The organism is Bacillus sp. PS217 (assembly GCF_037963535.1).
Taxonomy (GTDB): Bacteria; Bacillota; Bacilli; order Bacillales; family Bacillaceae; genus Bacillus; species Bacillus subtilis.
Genome location: NZ_CP150157.1, coordinates 695,620 through 715,946 on the forward strand (window position 1 = coordinate 695,620; position 20,327 = coordinate 715,946).

At 43.5% G+C, this 20,327-nt stretch carries 18 protein-coding genes and 1 riboswitch; of the genes, 10 read left to right on the top strand and 8 right to left on the bottom strand.

The window, feature by feature from the left end; translation table 11 throughout:
* Positions 1–9: 9 nt before the first annotated feature.
* Positions 10–1,050 (bottom strand): (R,R)-butanediol dehydrogenase, encoded by a 1,041-nt coding sequence (gene bdhA / locus NSQ83_RS03695; RefSeq protein ID WP_003234015.1) that lies wholly within the window; start codon positions 1,048–1,050, stop codon positions 10–12.
* 436 nt (positions 1,051–1,486) lie between these two features.
* Between bdhA and walM the strand changes: the two genes are divergently transcribed.
* Positions 1,487–1,858, top strand: a complete 372-nt coding sequence (gene walM, locus NSQ83_RS03700) for a cell wall metabolism protein WalM (RefSeq protein WP_003234013.1) — start codon at positions 1,487–1,489, stop codon at positions 1,856–1,858.
* A 65-nt stretch (positions 1,859–1,923) separates the two neighbouring features.
* Positions 1,924–2,970: a PD40 domain-containing protein gene (locus NSQ83_RS03705; protein ID WP_198878958.1), complete on the top strand. Its 1,047-nt coding sequence runs from the start codon at positions 1,924–1,926 to the stop codon at positions 2,968–2,970.
* 33 nt (positions 2,971–3,003) lie between these two features.
* Here the strand turns inward: NSQ83_RS03705 and NSQ83_RS03710 are convergent, their stop codons facing one another.
* From NSQ83_RS03710 to NSQ83_RS03740, 7 genes are all read right to left on the bottom strand, one after another.
* On the bottom strand, positions 3,004–3,162 hold the full coding sequence (locus tag NSQ83_RS03710; protein ID WP_003234009.1) for a hypothetical protein: 159 nt from the start codon (positions 3,160–3,162) through the stop codon (positions 3,004–3,006).
* Between the two features lie 196 nt (positions 3,163–3,358).
* Positions 3,359–3,568 (bottom strand): cold-shock protein, encoded by a 210-nt coding sequence (locus NSQ83_RS03715; RefSeq protein WP_003234008.1) that lies wholly within the window; start codon positions 3,566–3,568, stop codon positions 3,359–3,361.
* 82 nt (positions 3,569–3,650) lie between these two features.
* A complete protein-coding gene (locus NSQ83_RS03720) occupies positions 3,651–4,466 on the bottom strand; it encodes an alpha/beta hydrolase (RefSeq protein ID WP_003234005.1) in 816 nt (271 codons plus the stop codon).
* 12 nt (positions 4,467–4,478) lie between these two features.
* A complete protein-coding gene (locus tag NSQ83_RS03725) occupies positions 4,479–5,468 on the bottom strand; it encodes a DUF4003 domain-containing protein (RefSeq protein ID WP_026009853.1) in 990 nt (329 codons plus the stop codon).
* Positions 5,469–5,566: 98 nt separating this feature from the next.
* The gene (cotA, locus tag NSQ83_RS03730; RefSeq protein ID WP_014479048.1) at positions 5,567–7,108 is read right to left on the bottom strand and encodes an outer spore coat copper-dependent laccase CotA; all 1,542 of its coding nucleotides are present in this window, start codon (positions 7,106–7,108) and stop codon (positions 5,567–5,569) included.
* 151 nt (positions 7,109–7,259) lie between these two features.
* On the bottom strand, positions 7,260–8,669 hold the full coding sequence (gene gabP, locus NSQ83_RS03735) for a GABA permease (RefSeq protein ID WP_003233998.1): 1,410 nt from the start codon (positions 8,667–8,669) through the stop codon (positions 7,260–7,262).
* Positions 8,670–8,706: 37 nt separating this feature from the next.
* Positions 8,707–8,994, bottom strand: a complete 288-nt coding sequence (locus tag NSQ83_RS03740) for a hypothetical protein (RefSeq protein WP_195727916.1) — start codon at positions 8,992–8,994, stop codon at positions 8,707–8,709.
* Between the two features lie 73 nt (positions 8,995–9,067).
* Here NSQ83_RS03740 and mneS point away from each other — a divergent pair, with 73 nt between their 5' ends.
* The 8 genes from mneS to pbuG all read left to right on the top strand — a co-directional run bounded on the left by mneS (position 9,068) and on the right by pbuG (position 20,185).
* Complete coding sequence (gene mneS / locus NSQ83_RS03745) at positions 9,068–9,940, top strand: manganese transporter MneS (protein WP_043858008.1); 873 nt, start codon at positions 9,068–9,070, stop codon at positions 9,938–9,940.
* A gap of 349 nt (positions 9,941–10,289) precedes the next feature.
* On the top strand, positions 10,290–11,252 hold the full coding sequence (locus tag NSQ83_RS03750) for a MoxR family ATPase (protein WP_198878957.1): 963 nt from the start codon (positions 10,290–10,292) through the stop codon (positions 11,250–11,252).
* Positions 11,252–12,448, top strand: coding sequence for a DUF58 domain-containing protein (locus tag NSQ83_RS03755; protein WP_198878956.1), 1,197 nt, complete (start codon positions 11,252–11,254; stop codon positions 12,446–12,448). The genes NSQ83_RS03750 and NSQ83_RS03755 overlap by 1 nt, the downstream gene beginning before the upstream one ends.
* 21 nt (positions 12,449–12,469) lie before the next feature.
* Positions 12,470–14,683: a DUF4129 domain-containing transglutaminase family protein gene (locus tag NSQ83_RS03760; protein WP_198878955.1), complete on the top strand. Its 2,214-nt coding sequence runs from the start codon at positions 12,470–12,472 to the stop codon at positions 14,681–14,683.
* 162 nt (positions 14,684–14,845) lie between these two features.
* Positions 14,846–16,387 (top strand): glutamine-hydrolyzing GMP synthase, encoded by a 1,542-nt coding sequence (gene guaA / locus NSQ83_RS03765; RefSeq protein WP_003233970.1) that lies wholly within the window; start codon positions 14,846–14,848, stop codon positions 16,385–16,387.
* 110 nt (positions 16,388–16,497) lie between these two features.
* The gene (locus NSQ83_RS03770) at positions 16,498–17,031 is read left to right on the top strand and encodes a sigma-70 family RNA polymerase sigma factor (protein WP_198878954.1); all 534 of its coding nucleotides are present in this window, start codon (positions 16,498–16,500) and stop codon (positions 17,029–17,031) included.
* A complete protein-coding gene (locus NSQ83_RS03775) occupies positions 17,013–18,479 on the top strand; it encodes a DUF4179 domain-containing protein (RefSeq protein WP_198878953.1) in 1,467 nt (488 codons plus the stop codon). The genes NSQ83_RS03770 and NSQ83_RS03775 overlap by 19 nt, the downstream gene beginning before the upstream one ends.
* Before the next feature lie 147 nt (positions 18,480–18,626).
* Positions 18,627–18,728: riboswitch (purine riboswitch) on the top strand.
* Positions 18,729–18,862: 134 nt separating this feature from the next.
* Entirely contained in the window at positions 18,863–20,185 is a 1,323-nt protein-coding gene (gene pbuG, locus NSQ83_RS03780) for a hypoxanthine/guanine permease PbuG (RefSeq protein ID WP_198878952.1), read from the top strand.
* The last annotated feature ends 142 nt before the right edge of the window (positions 20,186–20,327 follow it).

Here is a 20,327-nt window from a genome sequence, read left to right on the forward strand (position 1 = left end):
GGTTTCAAATTAGTTAGGTCTGACAAGGATTTTGACTTGGCTTTTCTCTTTAATAAGAGCCCCGAAGCCTTCCTCGATCAAATCATCTAGTACGATTTTTTTCGTTACGAGTTTGTCGGCTGAGAAATAGCCTTCTTTCATTAATGACAATACAGCCGGGAAGATGTCGCGGTATCCGATAATTCCTTTTACTGTACGTTCTTTGATTACGATATCGTTCGGATGGATTTCAGCACCTTTTTCCCAAATGCTGACGATGACGGTTTCACCGGCAATTGTAGTGGACTGGATGGCTTGTCGTAACACCACTGGGACACCAGTGACTTCGAATGCTACGTCAACACCGCCTCCTGTACGTTCTGCAATCTCAGCGACTACATCGTCTGTTTTAGACGGATCAACGATGATCGCGCCAAGCTCCTCAGCTTTTTGCTGGCGTTCAGGAGAAAGCTCAACAGCGTAAATATCAGTTGCACCGGCAGCCTTCAGCGCTTCAATGACAAGAAGTCCGATCGGGCCGCAGCCGAATACAGCCGCTTTGTCGCCTGCTTTGAGTTTGCTTGAGCGGACAGCGTATAGAGCAACTGCAGAAGGTTCAACGAGCGCGCCTTGTTCATATGATAATTCATCAGGAAGTTTGAACAAAAGCTCTTCATCCACAGAGACGTATTCAGAGAAACCGCCGCCTCCGCCGGCTAAGCCGAGGAATCCCATTTGTTCATCAAGGTTGTAGGCGCCTTGGTGGCCGTGTGTAGCAAAAATCGGCTCGACTACAACGCGGTCTCCAACTTTATAATTTTCAACGCCTTCTCCGACTTCGACAACTTCACCGGAGAATTCATGCCCCATTGTGACAGGTGCCGTTTCATTTGTTAATGGGTGCGGTTTGTCAACCGGAATAAAGATCGGGCCGCCCAGATATTCGTGTAAATCACTTCCGCAGATGCCGCACCATTTGACTTTGATCTTTACTTTTCCCGGCTCCGTTTTTGGCTCTTCGATATGTTCAATACGGATATCCTTTTGGTTATGCCATCTTGCTGCCTTCATGGATTACCACTCCTATAACTTTTGATGTGAGTAATTCCGCACCGGTCAATATGAACTGTTCACAAAATCGCCATTTTTAAAACCAAAAAAGAAATGAAATTTTTATATAATATAATCTACGTTTTTTTGAAAAAAGAAACTTTAAAGAAAAAAGGGTCTCGCACACTCTTTTTTCTTTATATGAGAGTATCAATTGTTTACATAGCTATGAATTTGGTTTGAACAATACGGTAATGGTTCGTTCATATTGAATGCGACAACTACTCTATCAATAATTATAACGCTAATACCGCTATTATAATAGGATAATCTTCCATGGTTTAATTTAGCAGAGGCAACTTTTTGACTTTGTAACATTACTGTAAGGATATTGAAATAAAAAATAGCTGGTTGATCGTGTATAATCTTCCTAGATGTTAACAAACAGGGGGACGAAATGTTGAAGAAAGTCATTTTAGCCGCTTTTATCTTAGTAGGAAGTACTTTGGGAGCTTTTAGTTTTTCATCAGATGCCAGTGCGAAACATGTGAACGGAAATATTACTTGGTATAATGGAGTCGGGAAAAAAGGCTCTTCAGGTAAGAAACTTGGACATTGGGATTGTGCGACCAAAATCGGATTTGATGTTCCTAGAAACGGGACAAAAATCAGAGCTTATGCAAAAGCAAAGCCTAAAAAGGTGATTACGGTTTATAAAAATGATGTTGGCAGAATGCCTAATGCAGTGCTGGATGTTAGCCCTAAAGCGTTTAAAGCGCTTGGATACCCATTAAGCAAAGGTAAAGTAGCGGGGCATTACAGCTATTAATGTACATATATAATCTGGAAAGCAAGAAGTCACATTCTTGCTTTTTCTATTGGTGGAGATAAAAGATGAAAAAAAGAATCATATTATTGTTAGCAGTGATAATAGCGGCAGCTGCCGCGGGGGTTGCGTTTTATGTTGCAAAGGATAAAGGCCATGAGAAGGCTGCTGATGTTTCAGTCAATACCGATAGCGGTGATGAGCTGCTGGTTTCAATTACAGATACGGATCTGCTGACAAAGTATTATGAAAATGACAAGGTGATCCATGAGGAGAAGCTGACCAGCTATCCGGCATTTGCCTTGGATCAAAAACAGCAGGTGCTCTATTATACGGGCAATAATGAACAGAATGAAATGAGGCTTTTTAAACTGGATCTAAAGTCTAATAAAAAGACGGTGCTTTATAAAGGCGCGGAGAGTGCGGACAGTTTGTTTTTATCAAAGGACCGTTCAACCATCTATTTCCGCTTAGGAAAAGCGGACGAAAGCAATTTTCGGATCGCCGCTTTTGATCTGAAAACGAAAAAGTACAAAAATCTTTATCCTGCCGCTAATGATCAGGATAACACCGTCAGCAGCTTCTTTTATAACCAAAAAAACGATTCATTTGCATTGCTTCATTATTCTGTAGAAGAAGACTACAAGAAAACAGATGAAGCAAACGAAAAGGGCATCGACCCTGAACCGACAACGATTCATTTTGCGGAAGGCCGTCAACATAAATTTAATGAGCTGAAAAGCCTGAACCAATTTATCAGCGATATTGCTGTTTCTGATGATGATAAACGTATTTTATTCACATCATATACGCAGAAAGGAACGGAGCAAACCGCTTCTATTCAGATGCTCAATGCGGATACGAAAAAGTATGAAAGCATCATCTCAAATCAAAAATCATTTAAGCTGTTAATTGACGCACAGCCTCAGTTCTCTAAGGATGGAAAGAACATTTATTTTCTTGCCGAAGCTAAGGGGGCTAAAAAGCTGAAGGACGAAACAGGGCGTGAAGCTAAGGTGCGGACGATTTATTCCTATAGCCTTGAAAATAAGACCTTCAAAAAAGTATGGGAAAATCCAAACGGCATCATCAACAGCTTTTCTGTGATTAACTAATAAAAACCACTCGGCATGAGCTGAGTGGCTTTTTTAATGGATGAGGTGCAGGGCTAATGATCCGAGCCATTTAAAGATATGAATCAGAGGGACCGACAAAAACAGAAGTTCAACATAGAAGTTCATTGCAACATCCAGCTTTTTGAACGCAGCTCTTTTTTTCAAGTCTTTTTGCTGCTGGTTTGGGATCACGTTATCGCTCCTCTTATATCCATATTACACCATTAAAACAGACGAAAAAGCCCTAAACGTTTACAGTTTTGGGCTTCTTTCTTCGTATTTGGCCTCTTGCAATGAGAGGTTTTTATTCTGAAATATAGAATTTTGTCTCCGTTCGGGGTTTGTTTGCTTATTGCTTGCAGGAGTCTGCATTTGTTATAGGGAAGAACTAGCTTGTTTTCGTTTGGCTGTTGTTTTGGAGATTCACTAATGAACGGATGCCGTCGACCATTTTACTTCCGCACAAAGGGCACAATGGCGTATCACTGCTGGCGAAGTTTTTTCGGGTCCAGCCATTACAGTCTTCTTTTGTGCATTCCCAAGTACTCACATCTTCTTTTGGCAGCGGTTCTTGATTTCGTTTGTTATAGTAAGACATAAAGTCACTTCTTCCCTCATGTATTTTACTGCACATTTCCTATTGTCTCATACTTTTCCCTAATCTCCTAATTCCTTTTTCTTTATGACTTTCCAATAACCCCATCTAAAAAGGAGAGGAGTGTGCTGTTAAAAGCATCTGGCTCTTCTAAAAACGGGCAATGGCTGCTTTTAGAAAAGGTAACGAGTGTTGCGTTCGGAATATTGCTGCGCAAGTGTTCCCCAGCTGCTGTAGAGAAAAATTTCTTGTCTTCCCCGAAGCACAACAATGTCGGCACATTGATGTTTTGGAGGGTGCCCCGGTAATCAGCGGCGGTTTGGTTAAATAAAATCGTGCTAGAAATGGCAGCCGGCTGTTTGAGGATTTCTGCCAGCATCCATTCTGTTTCGGTCTCGGCAGGCGGTTCTGCGAACATATTTTGGATGAAGCTTTCGTAGAAAGGCAGCGGGTCAGTTTGAATGGCGTGCATCGCTGTTTTTAAGCCGTCAAAATCAAATGGACCGTGTTCCCAGCCCTCCCATTGATAGTCGGAAGCGGATTGATCGATGATCACAGCGGCTTGAATATTATCATTCCCAAATTGATTGAGATAATCCCATACGACAAAAGCGCCCATTGACCAGCCGGCAAGAACGACATGGTCAAGCTCCATTGCATTTAGAAATTCCCTTATGTCACGGGCATATTGGGAAATGGTGTGGCCGTGAAGCACTTTGTCAGATTCGCCGTGTCCTCTAAGATCAAGACGAATACATTGATAATTGGCAGAAAGCGCCGAAAATTGTTTGTGGAAAAATTGTCCGCTCATCAGCACCCCATGTATAAACAGGATCGGCGTCCCGTTCCCGTGTGTTTCATAGTAAAGGCGTGTCTGATCTTCTAATGTGATGTATGGCATGTTTCTCCTCCTTTAGTTTCCATCATGAGTATGGCTGGCTGCTGTTGAGCTGATGATGACAGCTGTCGCGGCTGCCTGCTGCGCTTGAATGGCTGTTTCGATAGCGGTGTATAGTCCTGATTCCATCAGCAGATTTTTCTCCATATGCTCACTGAGATAGAGGCTGACAGCAATTTTAAAGTTCATTTCCTTTTGCCATTTAAAAGCTTTTTCCTGGTTTAATTCGTCAGTGATGCACAAAACCGTTTTGATATCTGGCTCTTCCAGAAATGTGAGGAGAGCAAGGTCTGGATAATGATAATCCTTTGGTTTTTTGACAGATTCAGTGATCGATTGATATATCTGTTTGCAAGCGGAAACAAGCATTTCGGGCTCTTTTTCACTTTGCAAGGCCAGAATATGGCTGACCTGATGTAAGTACTGTCCTTTTTTAAAGCCGTTGGCTGCCAGCAGCTGATAGCATGTTTCCGCCTTCTGTAGCGCCTGCAAACCTTTTTCGTTTTCTCCAAGCAGTATGGCAAGCGGAACATTCTGAGTTGAAGTGAGGAAATAATGATTTTTCTTCATCTGCTGATAAACTGCTAGCCCCATGTTCATCTGTTCTTTTTGGTTTGTCGTTTCAGATTTGCCGGTGAGCAAGATCAGAGCGGAAAGGTATGTGAACATATCCCGCTTATATCCTAGCTTCACCATTTCATTGTATACATCGATAAAAGTATGAAATGTTTGTTTTGCCTTATGCTGAAAATGAATGTCCAGAATAGATGCAACAGTAAAGCGGTGGTGTGAATTGAGTGTTGAGAAGCTGCCGATGTTTGATTTGATATAGCTGCTCAAATCATAAAAGCGCTGAAAATCAAACTCTCTTTTATTCACAATATATGCAGAAGAAATGAGCATTAATATCTGATCGTGTGAAACTTTCCATTTTAATTTTGATTTTAATTCAGCATAAATGGAAATGTATTGCTTTATTTTTTCATGTAGGTCGTGTGTCAGCATAAAAAGCAGCTCCTTTTTGCTGTTTTTACGTAATACGATAAATAGGGCCAAAGGTTTCACAAAGAAAAAACTTGCCTGCTAGAGGCAAGTTTGTCGGGTTATTTATGGGGATCAGTTATATCCATCGGTCTCATCATGTCATAGTCTTCATGCTCTAGAATATGGCAATGCCATACGTATCGTCCGCTGTACGGACCGAATGTCGCCGCGATTCTCAGGACTTCACCTGCATGCGCTTGAATGGTGTCTTTCCAGCCCTTTTCACTTGGCGGCGGCGGGACAGCCGGACCGGTATAGGACAATTCCCCGCTTTCTTGATAACGGGCGATATCAAACGGCCGACGGTCTAATACACGGAAGGAGACTAGATGCAGGTGAATCGGATGTGTTCCGCGTGTCGGGTTGATAATGGACCATATTTCAGTTGTGCCCACTTTTGGTGCTTCTGTGACGGGATCGTGCCAGCGTTTGTTATTAAGCAGAAGGACGGGTCTGCCGTATTCGTCCTGGGTGCCTGCCAGTTTTAACGTTCTGATGTTTTGTATTCTTTCATGCTGTACCGAAGGGTATGAGGCGAGGTACTTCGGCTTTCTGCTTTCGTCTTTTTGTGCCAATGGTTTTGTGACTCTGAATTGCATGATATTCGCATCTGTTTCAGGATTGACGTCACCGCCGCAGCCCGCGCTGTTTGCCAAAATGATTGATTCTCCTTCATATGCTGTGAAGTCAATGATGATATCATAACGTTCAGCAGGCGCAAGGCTGAAAGAATTCAGTTTAACAGATCGCGGCAGGAGCCCTCCATCTGAACCAATCTGAATAAACTCTCCGCCATTATCGAGTGACAGGTTATAGGTTCTTGTATTGGAGGCGTTGATGACACGGAATCGGTATTTCCTTGGCTCGACTTCCAAGTATGGCCATACCTTCCCGTTGACGAGTATGGTTTCTCCGCAAAAAGCCGGAACGATTGAAGGATTAGGCAGTGACGGAGAAGGGTTTTCCGGTGCGCTCGGATAAAACAAAGAACCATCCTCATTGATCGTGCGGTCTGTGATAAGAAGCGGCACATCGTATTCGTCTGAAGGCAGTTTTAAGCGTTTTTCCTTTGGGTCATGAATGATATAAGCACCGACAAGTCCGGCATAGACATTTAGCCTGGTGAGCGCCATGGCGTGATCGTGATACCACAATATAGCCCCGCGCTGCTGGTTCGGATAATGATAAACCTCTCTTTTGAAATAAGGTCCTGTTTGTTCAAAGTCTTTGGAAAACCAAGCCTCCGGATACCCGTCACTATCATCTGGCGTGACGCCGCCGTGTAAATGAACAACAGTCTTTACCTCGGGCTCTTCATGCTGGCTGTCACTGTGATGAATGGTATGATCAATCGGAAGGAAATGCGTGGAAGGAAGGTTATTCATCCATTTTACATATACGTTTTCATTTCTTTTAACCTCAATGGTCGGTCCCGGAAATAAGCCGTTGTAGCCCCACAGGCGGGTTGGAGGGAGATCGCGATGGAGCTGATGAGTGCATTCCTCCATGGTGACTTCGTAGTATGTTTTTTCTTTTGATTGCTGTACTGGCTTTAGTGTATCTGGGATTGGGAGAGCATCCACAAATTTTTCAAGTGTCATTTTCATCTGTCCTTATCTAAATTTTCCAAATTGGTACTATAGTTAATGACAATAAGGACGTGATGGTTACAAAAAATCTTCGTGTTGCAGACTGCCCGAGAAAGAAAATAACAAAATCCTAAACGGCAGTCCGTTTAGGATTTGATCAGCATTAAGGCAGGATATCGGGTTGCTGCTGTGTGACTGGGTTGGCAGCCGCTTTCTCGCTCACCTTGCGTTTTCTGAACACAAGGTAAGAAATCAAAACGATTCCCGTAATGACGCCTGTCAGCAGCAGCTCGTCTCTCATGGAATCAATAAACGCCATGGACACTAAAATTCCGCAAATGGCGATGATGGTCAAGTAGGTTAGGAAAGGGAAGAGCCACATTTTGATCTTCAATGCTTCCGGGTTTGTTTTTTCGAGTTTTTTCCGCATTTTCAGCTGGGAAACGGCGATGACAAGATAGACGAGTAAAGCGATTGCGCCTGATGAGTTGACTAAGAATAAAAAGACGGTATCCGGTGAAAAATAGTTCATTACGACCGCGATATAAGAGAAAAATGTCCCGGCCACAATGGCTTGTACGGGAACGCCTTTTTTGCTCAATTTCATAAAACGGCGCGGCGCTTCGTTTCTTTCTGCAAGAGAATACAGCATTCTGGATGTGGTGTACAAACCTGAATTCAGGCAAGAGAGTACAGCTGTGAGGACGATAAAGTTCATAATCTGTGCGGCTGCCGGCACTCCTATATGCTCAAGTACAGCGACGAAAGGGCTTTCTAAAATATTTGCTGAATTCCATGGCAAAAGCGCCACGACAATGGCGATTGAGCCTACGTAAAAGACGATGATGCGCCATACAACGGATCTGGTGGCTTTTGTCACAGATTCGATCGGGTTGGATGTTTCCCCTGCTGCAATGGCAACGATTTCAGTTCCCATAAAAGAGAAGATGACAACGACAATGCCGAGCAATACGGAGCTGATGCCCTCCGGGAAAAATCCGCCTTTGCCTGTAAGATTCGAAAAACCGACTGGCTCACTGCCCGGTGCAAAGCCAAAAATAAAGGCAAAACCAACGATTAGAAAAGCAATGATAGTCACAACTTTAATGAGGGAGAACCAATATTCAAACTCACCGAAAGACTTAACAGAGTAGACGTTTGTCAGGGTGAGCACAATGGTCAAGATCAAACTTGTCAGCCACAGCGGAATATCATGGAACCAGTATTGAATAATGCCGGCACCGGCAATGGCTTCGATCGCGATGACGATCACCCAGAAAAACCAGTACAGCCAGCCGATTGTAAATCCTGCCCACGGTCCGATGGCGTCGTGAGCGTATTGAGAAAACGATCCGCTCGTCGGGTTTACGGCAGACATCTCACCGAGCATTCTCATAATAAAAATCACCAATAATCCGGCTAACGCGTAAGAAACAACGGCACCCGGACCGGTCGAGTGAATCACTGAACCGCTGCCTACAAATAGGCCGGCTCCGATTACACCGGCAATCGAAATCATTGTCATATGGCGGGTCTTTAATTCCTTTTTTAATCCTGATTGAGACTGGTTCATAAGTTACCTCCTTTTAAAATGCAATCATTACTGAATATTATGATAATTGAAACTCTATCATAAATATACAGTTTGTCGAAAATTCGTGTAAGAAAATATACCAGCTTATTTCAAATTTGTAGTGTTTTGTTTGCGCTTTCAGCGAATGTGTGGAAAAAATGTTTCGTTTTTTATTCGCTGTGTAATTTTGTGTACTATTTACAATTCGATAGAATGCGAGAAGCGCTGGTGTCATTGGATCTGATGGGATTCTTGGCGGAGCAAATAAATTGGATGAGAGAAAAAGTGTTCCTTCGTCACTATTTTTCTGTGGCGGGTGAATCATGTTTCTGTAGACCCACTGCGGATCAGCTTTGTAAGATAATAATAGGAAAATGTGAGCGGGGAGGAGGTTTTGTATGGAGAGATATGATGAACTGAAAAAGGGAGAATCCGGAGCGCTGGTCAGCATTGCCGCGTATCTAGTTCTTTCCGCAATTAAGCTGATCATCGGTTATCTTTTTCACTCGGAAGCACTTACGGCAGACGGGTTAAATAATACAACTGACATTATTGCTTCTGTTGCTGTGCTGATTGGCCTGCGCATCTCTCAAAAGCCTCCTGACGAAGATCATCCATACGGCCACTTTCGAGCGGAAACGATTGCATCGCTTATCGCATCGTTTATTATGATGGTTGTCGGCCTGCAAGTGCTGTTCAGCGCCGGAGAATCTATTTTTTCTGCTAAACAAGAGACGCCGGATATGATTGCGGCTTGGACGGCAGCGGGCGGGGCAGTCCTGATGCTGATCGTTTATCGGTACAATAAAAGGCTGGCCAAAAAGGTGAAGAGCCAGGCGCTCCTTGCTGCGGCTGCTGATAATAAATCAGACGCATTCGTCAGTATCGGCACATTTATCGGCATTGTGGCTGCTCAATTCCATCTTGCTTGGATTGATACGGTCACTGCGTTTGTGATCGGCCTGCTTATTTGCAAGACCGCATGGGATATTTTTAAAGAATCATCTCACTCTTTGACAGATGGATTCGACACAAAGGACATTTCCGCTTATAAACAGACAATCGAAAAAATCTCCGGTGTGAGCCGTTTAAAAGACATAAAAGCAAGATACTTGGGCAGTACGGTTCATGTTGATGTGGTGGTTGAGGTATCGGCAGATTTAAATATTACGGAAAGCCACGATATAGCCAATGAAATTGAGCGGAGAATGAAGGAGGAGCATGCGATTGATTATTCGCATGTTCATATGGAGCCTTTAGAACAAAAATAATGGAGCTTCCTGTCACAGGAAGCTTCAGCGTGTCGACAAACCCTCGCATTCGTTGTCAGGTCTGCGCTTCGGTGCTCACGAATTAGAACATTCGCTCCGCTCCTATGCTCGTCCTTCCTAGACTTCAAGGGTTTTCAATCACGCTGAAAAGATGACAAAACCCTAAAATGAAAGCCATTTTAGGATTTTGTCAACAATCTGGAGCTTCCTGTCACAGGAAGCTTTTTTGCGTGATTTGCCCTGCTTTATTGGAAACAATTTGCTTGAATCGTTTTTTTATACAGATTGCTTTTTGTGGTAAAGTTAGGTTACATTATGATGAATTTTGTAGATGACTAGGAGGAAAAGAATGGCATATCAAGAAGACCTGCATCCTTTGCTGGGGAAAGCAGTTGAACATATTAATAGAGTAATGGTTGGAAAACGAGACATCGCCATACTCAGCTTAGCAGCCCTTCTTGCCAAAGGGCATGTGCTGCTTGAGGATGTACCCGGAGTCGGAAAAACGATGATGGTCCGCGTGCTGGCAAAGTCAATCGGCGCTGATTTCAAAAGAATCCAATTCACTCCGGATTTGCTGCCATCTGATGTAACAGGGGTATCTATCTATAATGCGAAAACGATGGAATTTGAATATCGTCCCGGCCCAATTATGGGAAATATCGTGCTGGCCGATGAAATCAACCGTACCTCTCCGAAGACACAGTCGGCTTTGCTCGAAGCGATGGAAGAGGGAAGCGTCACGGTAGATGGCCATACGATGCAGCTTGCCGCTCCTTTTTTTGTGATGGCAACGCAAAACCCGGTCGAATATGAAGGGACCTATCCTTTGCCGGAAGCTCAGCTTGACCGTTTTTTATTCAAACTTCGGATGGGTTATCCGTCCTTTAATGAAGAGCTTGACGTCTTATCTCTTCAGGAAAAAAGCCATCCGATTGAGACGCTTGAGTCGGTTATTGCAAAAGAAGACTTCATCCGTTTACAGCGGGAAGTGCAGAATGTCCGTGCTGATGACAGCATTAAGGAATATATCGTTGAAATTGTGCAGAAAACGAGACAGCATCCTTCTGTTCAATTAGGCGTCAGTCCGCGCGGCTCAATCGCCCTCATGAAAGCGGCACAGGCATACGCGCTGCTGCATCATCGCGACTACGTCATACCGGATGATATTCAATATTTAGCTCCTTTCACGCTGCCGCACCGGATGATGCTTCATCCTGAGGCAAAATTTGAAGGGATTCAGGCAGAAGCGATCGTAAGGGAGATCATGTCAGCTGTGAAGGTGCCGGTTCAAAGGTCGTCGGTCCGCTGATGAATAAGAAATGGCAATGGCTCATATATGGTTGGAAGCTGATTATATTAACTTTATTGACGGCTGCTGTTTTTTCTTATGCGATGTTTCAGGGCGGCTTTGTCAGCTGGTTTTTGTTTTACGCGTTTCTCCCTTTTGTCTTGTATGCCGGGCTGTTGGCCTTGTATCCGCTCCGTTCTTTTCAGGCTTCAAGGCAAATGGATAAAACACAATTGCATGCGGGGGACAGGCTGGGCGTAACGGTTACGTTGAGAAGAAAGCTGCCATTCCCCCTGATGTATATGGTGATTGAAGATTGCCTGCCAGAAGGTATCGAGTCATTAAATCGAGACGGAGCCGCGGCCAAACGGCTCGTTTTTCCTTGGTTTAAACGGAGCATGACGATGTCGTATGAATTAGCTCGGGTACCGCGCGGAGAGCATCACTTTCATTCTGTCAGGGTGCGAACCGGGGATGTTCTTGGCTTGATTGAAAAAACAGCATTTTTTGAGCTGGATGACACCCTGTTTGTTTATCCATTCTTTCAGCGTTTTTCCTATCAGGTGAATGAGAGGCATCAGGAAGACGGTGTAAGCGGTTCTTCTCCTATTCATCAGCACCATTCCTCAGTCGCAGCAAGTGTGCGGAATTATCAGCCGGGAGACCGGTTTGCTGCGTTAGATTGGAAGACCTCTGCACGGCGGAGCCAGCTGATGACGAAGGAATTTGAGCCTTCTCGCAGCAAAAATCTGTTTCTGCTGATGGACCGTTTTTCCTCAGACGCATTCGAAGAGGTCGTTTCAGTGACAGCTTCGATTCTTCATTCTGTTTTAAAAAACGGCGCGGGTGCTGGTCTGGCTTCCATCGGGAAGGAAAAAAACATTTTCCCTATTCAGGAAGGGGATCAGCATTTTAAGCACATGCTTCGGCATTTAGCCATCGCTCATTGTGATGCGGCAGACCCGATAAGCCGATATGCACGGGAAGAGCTGGGAAAGCCATCTGTTCGCCAAGCTGATCAAGTTGTTGTCACGGGACAGTTAACGGAAGATATGCTGCACCTCGCAGAAATAGGAGGCGGCCGGGTTACGGTGATACTGGCAAAAGAGAAAGATGCTGAGCTCTCTCAAGCTGAAAATGTCATGATTGAACGCATGATGAAACGCCAAATCAGAGTTCGGGTCATGAGGGGCGGGCGAGTTTCGCGTGTTGTTTAGAAAGAGAGGTGACTGGTTCACATGCCGCACGATGATCACAAGGGAAGCCGTTTGAGCTTGCTGTTATTTTATTTTCTGGCTTTTTTATTGCTGTGGGAGTGGCTCAGGCCGCTTGACAGTTTTACTGAAACGAAACATACAGGCTTTTTTAGTGTCTTTATCGGTTTGACGTTTCTGCTGACTTTTTTCAGGATGAGGTGGTTTGTCACCGTTCCTTTTTGTGTCATATTTACATTGATCTCGATACACATCCTGTTTTATCAAGGATCTATATTCGACTTGAGCTGGGTCAGCTCTTTTTTGCAGGATGTCTATCTGAATATCACGCTGATTCAATCTGGGCAATGGAATGACATGATTCCTTCATTTCGGACCCTGCTGTTTTTTGTGCTGCTGTGGCTGCTGGTCTATCTCCTGCATTATTGGGTGATTTACCAGAGAAGAATTTTGTTTTTCTTTATGATGACAGTAGCGTATATTACGATTCTTGATACCTTTACGCCATATGATGCCACTTTTGCCGTCATCCGTATCGTACTGATCGGCTTCTTTATGCTGGGCCTTTTATACTTGGAACGCATTAAGCTGATGGAAAGAATCACACTGCCAAAAACATCTGTCCTGAAATGGTTTCTTCCTTTATCTGTATTGGTTTTGGCTGCAACGGGATTCGGACTCGCCGCTCCAAAATCAGAGCCGGCCTGGCCTGATCCGGTGCCTTTTCTTAAAAAAATCACTCATCAAGACCGCGTGTCTGCAGGGGAAAGCAAAATCGGATACGGGAATCATGATGAATCACTCGGCGGCCCGTTCCAGCAGGATGCTACACCTGTTTTTACATGGCAGGGAAAAGAGCGTACGTATTTCCGTGTGGAAACGAAGGACACGTATACCGGAAAAGGCTGGATTGAAACAGACACAGGCATGTCGTATCAGCTTAGCAATGGAAAAGTTGAAAATCTGTGGTTTGACCATAAGGTTGCGACAGAGCGCCGCACCGTCCGTGTAAAAGTCGATAAGCACTACGGGTATAACCATCTGATGTATCCGATTGGTGCGGAAACCATTCAGCCAAAGCAGGCTGTCTCACTTGAAATGAACGGCAACACGGAGCAAATTTCTCCGATCAGTGAACAAGCCGGTGAAATCAGAAATATGGGGAATTATACTGTAACGTACAATTCCCCGGTTTATAAGCTGGATGAACTGAGAAAGGTAAAAGTGAGAAAAAATAGTGAGGAGTACACATTCAGCGATCGCTACATGCAGCTTCCAGATTCACTGCCAGAGCGGGTGAGAACCCTTGCGATCAAACTGACTCAGGATCACGACAATATGTTTGATAAGGTGAAAGCGGTTGAGGACTATTTAGGGTCAAATGCGTTCACCTATGAAACAGAAAACGTGACCATTCCGAAGAATGATGAGGATTATGTCGATCAATTTCTCTTTGAAACGAAAATGGGTTATTGTGATAACTTTTCTTCCGCCATGGTGGTGCTCTTGCGCTCGGCCGGCATTCCGGCCCGCTGGGTAAAGGGTTATACGTCCGGCGAATACAAAGAAGCAGGGAACAAAAATGGCAGCATTTACGAAGTGACAAATAACAATGCCCATTCCTGGGTAGAGGTGTATTTCCCGGAACAGGGCTGGGTTACATTTGAGCCGACTAAAGGGTTTACAAATCCGGCTAAATTTACATCTTCTGAAACAAGGGACTCTGGCAGCGATAACAGCAGCTCGCCGAAGAAAGCAAAAGAGAAACAGAAAGAAGAGAAAAAACAGCCGCAAAAAGAGGAAAAACAAAAGGAAAAGCGGGAGCCAGCTGTTTCTAAAAAGCCGTCCGCTTCGCATACTAATGCCGGTGCGGGCTTGTATGCAGCGCTTGCGGTTCTTGCAGTCCTCTTGGTGGCAGCTGTATTGCTGTATGTTTTCCGCTCGTTATGGATTCCTGTTTTCACCGTGAGGAAATTGAAGCGGCGCAGCGATCAGCACGCGTTTTTTGAGGCATATGACGCGCTTCTGAAACAACTGAAGAGAAAAGGGCTGCCGAAACGAGGCAGTGAAACGCTGCGTGATTATGCAAAACGAATTGATGAAAAATACGACATAGAAGACATGTCAAAGCTGACATTAAGCTATGAAAGGGCGCTTTACAGAAATGAAGATTCTTCGGCGCTATGGAATGATTCGAGAGAGTTATGGGAAAATTTAATTAAAAGAAGATGGTCTTGACCGCTTATCAACGTGTTGTTAGAATTAGTGAATATTATCGGAGTCTGGGAGCGAGTTGGCCTGACTCCGGCAAACGGCCTTGCCAAAGAGGGCGGAGCGAGCTTCATATCTGTCCTCGTTTTTTTCTGTGTCAAAAAACTTAGAGGAGATTAGGTGACAACCATGACAAAGTTAGTGAATGAAATGATTCTTGTCCTTGATTTCGGCAGTCAGTATAACCAGCTGATTACACGCCGTATCCGTGAATTCGGTGTTTACAGCGAGCTGCATCCACATACATTGACGGCTGAAGAAATTAAAAAAATGAATCCAAAAGGAATTATTTTATCCGGCGGTCCAAACAGTGTGTATGATGAAAACTCTTTCCGCTGTGACGAGAAAATCTTCGAGCTTGATATTCCTGTTTTGGGAATTTGCTACGGCATGCAGCTGATGACTCATTACCTTGGCGGTAAAGTTGAAGCGGCAAGCCAGCGTGAATACGGAAAAGCAAACATCCGCATCGAAGGCACACCTGATTTGTTCAAAGATCTTCCAAACGAACAAGTGGTTTGGATGAGCCACGGCGATTTGGTTGTAGAAGTTCCTGAAGGCTTCACTGTTGACGCGACAAGCCATCATTGCCCGAACTCAGCGATGAGCAAAGCGGACAAAAAATGGTATGGCGTTCAGTTCCACCCGGAAGTGCGCCACTCTGAATACGGCAATGATCTTCTGAAAAACTTTGTATTCGGTGTTTGCGAATGCGAAGGCGAATGGTCAATGGAGAACTTTATCGAAATCGAAATGCAAAAAATCCGTGAAACGGTCGGAGACAAACAGGTTCTTTGCGCGCTAAGCGGCGGCGTTGATTCCTCTGTTGTTGCTGTTTTGATTCATAAAGCGATCGGCGACCAGCTGACTTGTATCTTTGTAGACCATGGTCTTCTCCGTAAAGGCGAAGCTGAGGGTGTTATGAAAACATTCAGCGAAGGCTTTAACATGAATGTGATTAAAGTAGACGCAAAAGATCGATTCTTAAACAAACTAAAAGGCGTTTCTGATCCTGAGCAAAAACGCAAAATCATCGGTAATGAATTCATTTACGTGTTTGATGATGAAGCGGACAAGCTCAAAGGCATCGACTACCTTGCACAAGGTACGCTTTACACAGATATCATCGAGAGCGGTACAGCAACGGCGCAAACGATCAAATCTCACCACAATGTCGGCGGACTTCCTGAAGACATGCAGTTTGAGCTGATCGAGCCGTTAAATACGCTCTTCAAAGACGAAGTGCGCGCGCTTGGCACAGAGCTCGGCATTCCGGATGAAATCGTATGGCGTCAGCCGTTCCCAGGACCGGGACTCGGAATCCGCGTTCTTGGCGAAGTAACAGAAGAAAAACTTGAAATCGTTCGTGAATCAGATGCAATCTTGCGTGAAGAAATTGCAAATCACGGCTTAGAGCGTGATATCTGGCAATACTTCACTGTTCTTCCTGACATCCGCAGCGTTGGTGTTATGGGTGACGCAAGAACATATGATTACACAATCGGAATCCGTGCCGTTACATCAATAGACGGCATGACATCAGACTGGGCGCGTATCCCGTGGGATGTGCTTGAAGTCATTTCGACACGTATCGTAAACGAAGTGAAGCACATTAACCGCGTGGTGTACGATATTACAAGTAAGCCGCCTGCGACGATTGAGTGGGAATAAATAAATAACAACGAAAAAAACGTCCCTTTTTCAAAAGGGGCGTTTTTTTTGTTAACTTTTTGAAACCGTTTCGACAGTTTTCGTATCTAACAACATAGGAGGTGGATAAGGTGAAGGAAGAAAGATTGATTACAAAGGCGAGAAAAGGAAATGCTCGGGCCTTTGAAAAGCTTATGCTGGCACATCAGGAGACTTTATATAAAACCGCTTATCTCTATTTAAGAAATAAAGAAGATGCACTTGATGCTGTACAGGAAACAGCTTATAAAGCTTTTATCAGTATAGAAAAACTAAAAGAGCCAAAGTACTTTTTAACGTGGCTCACCCGAATTCTTATTAATTCAATTTTTGCAATGAAGAAAAAGAAGGGGGAATTAGTTCCGTTTGAAAGCCATCATGACACTGGCACGGACCAAAGGAATATTGAAGAATATATAGACTTGCGCAATGCGCTGGATACACTTGATGAACATGTTCAGTTAACAATTCAGCTCTATTATTTTCAAGATTATTCGATTTCAATGATAGCTGAACAAACAGGAATGGCAGAAGGCACAATTAAAACACATTTACATAGAGCGAGAAAAGCATTGAAACAGGAGCTGGAAAAGGAGGATCAAAACAAATGGACAAACACCAAATGAAGCAGATATTTGATGACATTGAAGTGCCTAAGACAGCGCTAAAAAAAGCAATACATCAAGCTGTTGTTCGTGCTGAAAATGAAAGTAACACGAGGCGCCGTTTTAAATGGGCACGAACTATTACAAATGGAATGGCTATTGCTGCTGTGGTAGGTATACTGTATTTAACGTCCGGTCTTTTTCTGCCTTCTGTAAACAAGGCGATGGGGAGCATACCCATTGTCGGCCAAATTTATAAGGAGTTTCAAGATAAAGTTGGTCTATCATTGTTTAAAAGCAATCTGGTCACAGCTTTGAATGAAAAAGCTGAGTCAAGGGGAATCACTGTTTCGGTAAACAGCTCGTATTACGATGCCGGGCAGCTGGTGTATAACTTTACTGTTGATAACCTCCAGTCTGATGAAAAAGAGCTCAGTTATAATGTGAGTAAAGCGAGTTTTAACAATAATTTTTCAATCAACTACGATTCCTTAATGCTCAAAAAATTAAATAACAAACAATATGCTGGTCAATTAAGGCTTTATACAAAAGGGACAGAAATAAAAAATGGGGATACCGTGCCTTTTGTGATGACTCATATCAATGAAATACAGGGAAATTGGAGATTCAAACTGCCTATTACCAAAAAGAATGCTAGTTATTTAGAAAGCTCAAAAGTGGTATCAGTGCTTAACAATCATTATCAATTTTCCAATATTCAAGTGGAGAACGGAAAGCTCGGATCTGTCCTTCAATTTACAATCGATTATCAAGGCGTAGCAAAGCATGATACGGTTGAAATTAACGAAGTCAAAGATGATTTAGGAAACACATATGAGATGACAGCGTCAAACATCCAACTTGGAGACCGCAAAAAAGTAAACGAGAGAACGGTAAGAGCAAAAGGACAAACACAGTTAGAATCACCAATTAATCCAAAGGCAAAAAAGCTAACATTAATAGCAAATATTAAATCTGAGGCAGAGGGCAGTGAAATTGTCCCGCTAAATGCAGAGATGCCGTTTCATGTTTCAGAAACAAACCATCAAAACATAGGGATTGAAATCAATAACATTAACCAAAAAGGAAAGAAAGTATTGGTTCATTACCATTTCACTGGAATTGATACCTCAAGCGTGGACGAAAATAAATTAGTGAATATCGGTGAAACGATTGGCCTTGGTGATATAAAAAAAATGCAATCTTGGCCTGATCCAGTAGGTGATTATGAAGAAGGTTATTATTTGAAAGGAAGTATAACTAAAGTGAAAAATATGGACACAGCCGAAATGGTATCAACTTTTGAACTGGATGACGCTTATCTTGATAAGCTGTCTTTAAAGCATTTTGAGTTTAATGAATACGGTCTGTATATTGATAAAGGCGTTTTAAATGACCTGATTCAACTAAAGCCATTCTCGTTTACTGTACCAGTGCATCAGGTGAGTCAGCCTACCGAAAAAAAATAATCATAAGTTGAAAAGCCGTATGTTGCCATACATACGGTTTTTATCATTGTTACCAATTTAGTCAATAGACGAATAAACCAATTTTTTTAATAAGTAATGTTCGTTGTTTATATTGTCAATTCAAAATGAACTTGGTACAATAGACACAGAAATCAAATAAGATGAATTCGTATAATCGCGGGAATATGGCTCGCAAGTCTCTACCAAGCTACCGTAAATGGCTTGACTACGTAAACATTTCTTTCGTTTGATATAAATAAAACACGTTTATTTATTCAAACTGAAATCCGTCTGTAGTCAAGCGTCCCAAAATTATTGGGGCGTTTTTTATTTGGCGATTTCAGGACAGAATAAATAGCAAAGAGTGAAGGGAGTCAAATAGCTTGAAAAAGTATTTTCAGTTTGATGAGCTGGGCACCAGCTATCGCAATGAAATCATTGGCGGATTAACGACTTTTTTATCTATGGCATATATTTTGTTCGTTAATCCGATTACGCTTGCTTTGGACAGCGTGAAAGATTTTCCGGAGGCGCTGAGAATTGACCAGGGTGCGGTCTTTACGGCGACAGCGCTGGCGTCTGCAGCAGGCTGTATCTTAATGGGATTAATAGCGAGATATCCGATTGCCATTGCGCCGGGTATGGGGCTGAACGCGTTTTTTGCGTTTTCTGTTGTCCTTGGTATGGGTATTTCATGGCAGGCAGCTTTGTCCGGTGTTTTTATTTCAGGTCTTATTTTCGTTGCTCTTTCTTTAACAGGTTTTCGTGAAAAAATCATTAACGCCATTCCGCCTGAGCTGAAATTGGCAGTCGGTGCGGGGATCGGCCTGTTTATTACATTCGTTGGTTTGCAAGGCTCAGGAATCATTACTGCAAATCCTTCTACGCTCGTCACGATCGGAAACATTCACAGCGGCCCTGTGCTGTTAACGATTTTCGGTGTGATTGTCACGGTTATTTTAATGGTGCTTCGCGTGAACGCAGGCGTGTTTATCGGGATGCTGTTAACAGCGGTTGCCGGCATGATTTTCGGTTTGGTTCCGGTTCCGACTCAAATTGTCGGCAGTGTGCCGAGCCTTGCGCCGACTTTCGGACAAGCGTGGATTCACCTCCCGGATATTTTCTCTGTACAAATGCTGATCGTTATTTTAACATTCTTGTTTGTCGGATTTTTTGATACAGCTGGTACACTTGTTGCTGTGGCAACACAAGCTGGTTTAATGAAGGAAAACAAATTGCCGCGAGCGGGCCGTGCGCTTTTAGCTGATTCATCTTCGATTGTGATCGGTGCCGTGCTTGGTACGTCTACAACAACTTCTTACGTGGAATCAAGCTCAGGTGTCGCTGCGGGTGCCCGGTCAGGATTTGCCGCAATTGTAACAGGGATTCTCTTTTTACTGGCTACGTTTTTCTCGCCGCTCCTATCAGTCGTTACGTCAAATGTAACAGCGCCGGCGCTTATTATTGTTGGTGCATTGATGGTGGCGCCGCTTGGCAAAATCGCTTGGGATAAGTTCGAGGTGGCCGTTCCTGCTTTCCTTACCATGATCATGATGCCGTTAACGTACAGCATTGCAACTGGTATTGCCATCGGATTTATTTTCTATCCGATTACGATGGTGTGCAAAGGAAAAGCCAAAGAGGTTCATCCAATCATGTACGGGCTGTTTGTTGTATTTGTCCTGTACTTTCTCTTCTTAAAATAAGGAATGAAAAACCAGCTGCCGGTGCAGCTGGTTTTTTTGTTGCAAAAGATAAAACCATTTCATACGATATACCGTCATGTAGATGTGCCGCCATGCTTTACTTAAATGGAAATGACTTGACTGTTCAGGAAGGCTTCGGTAC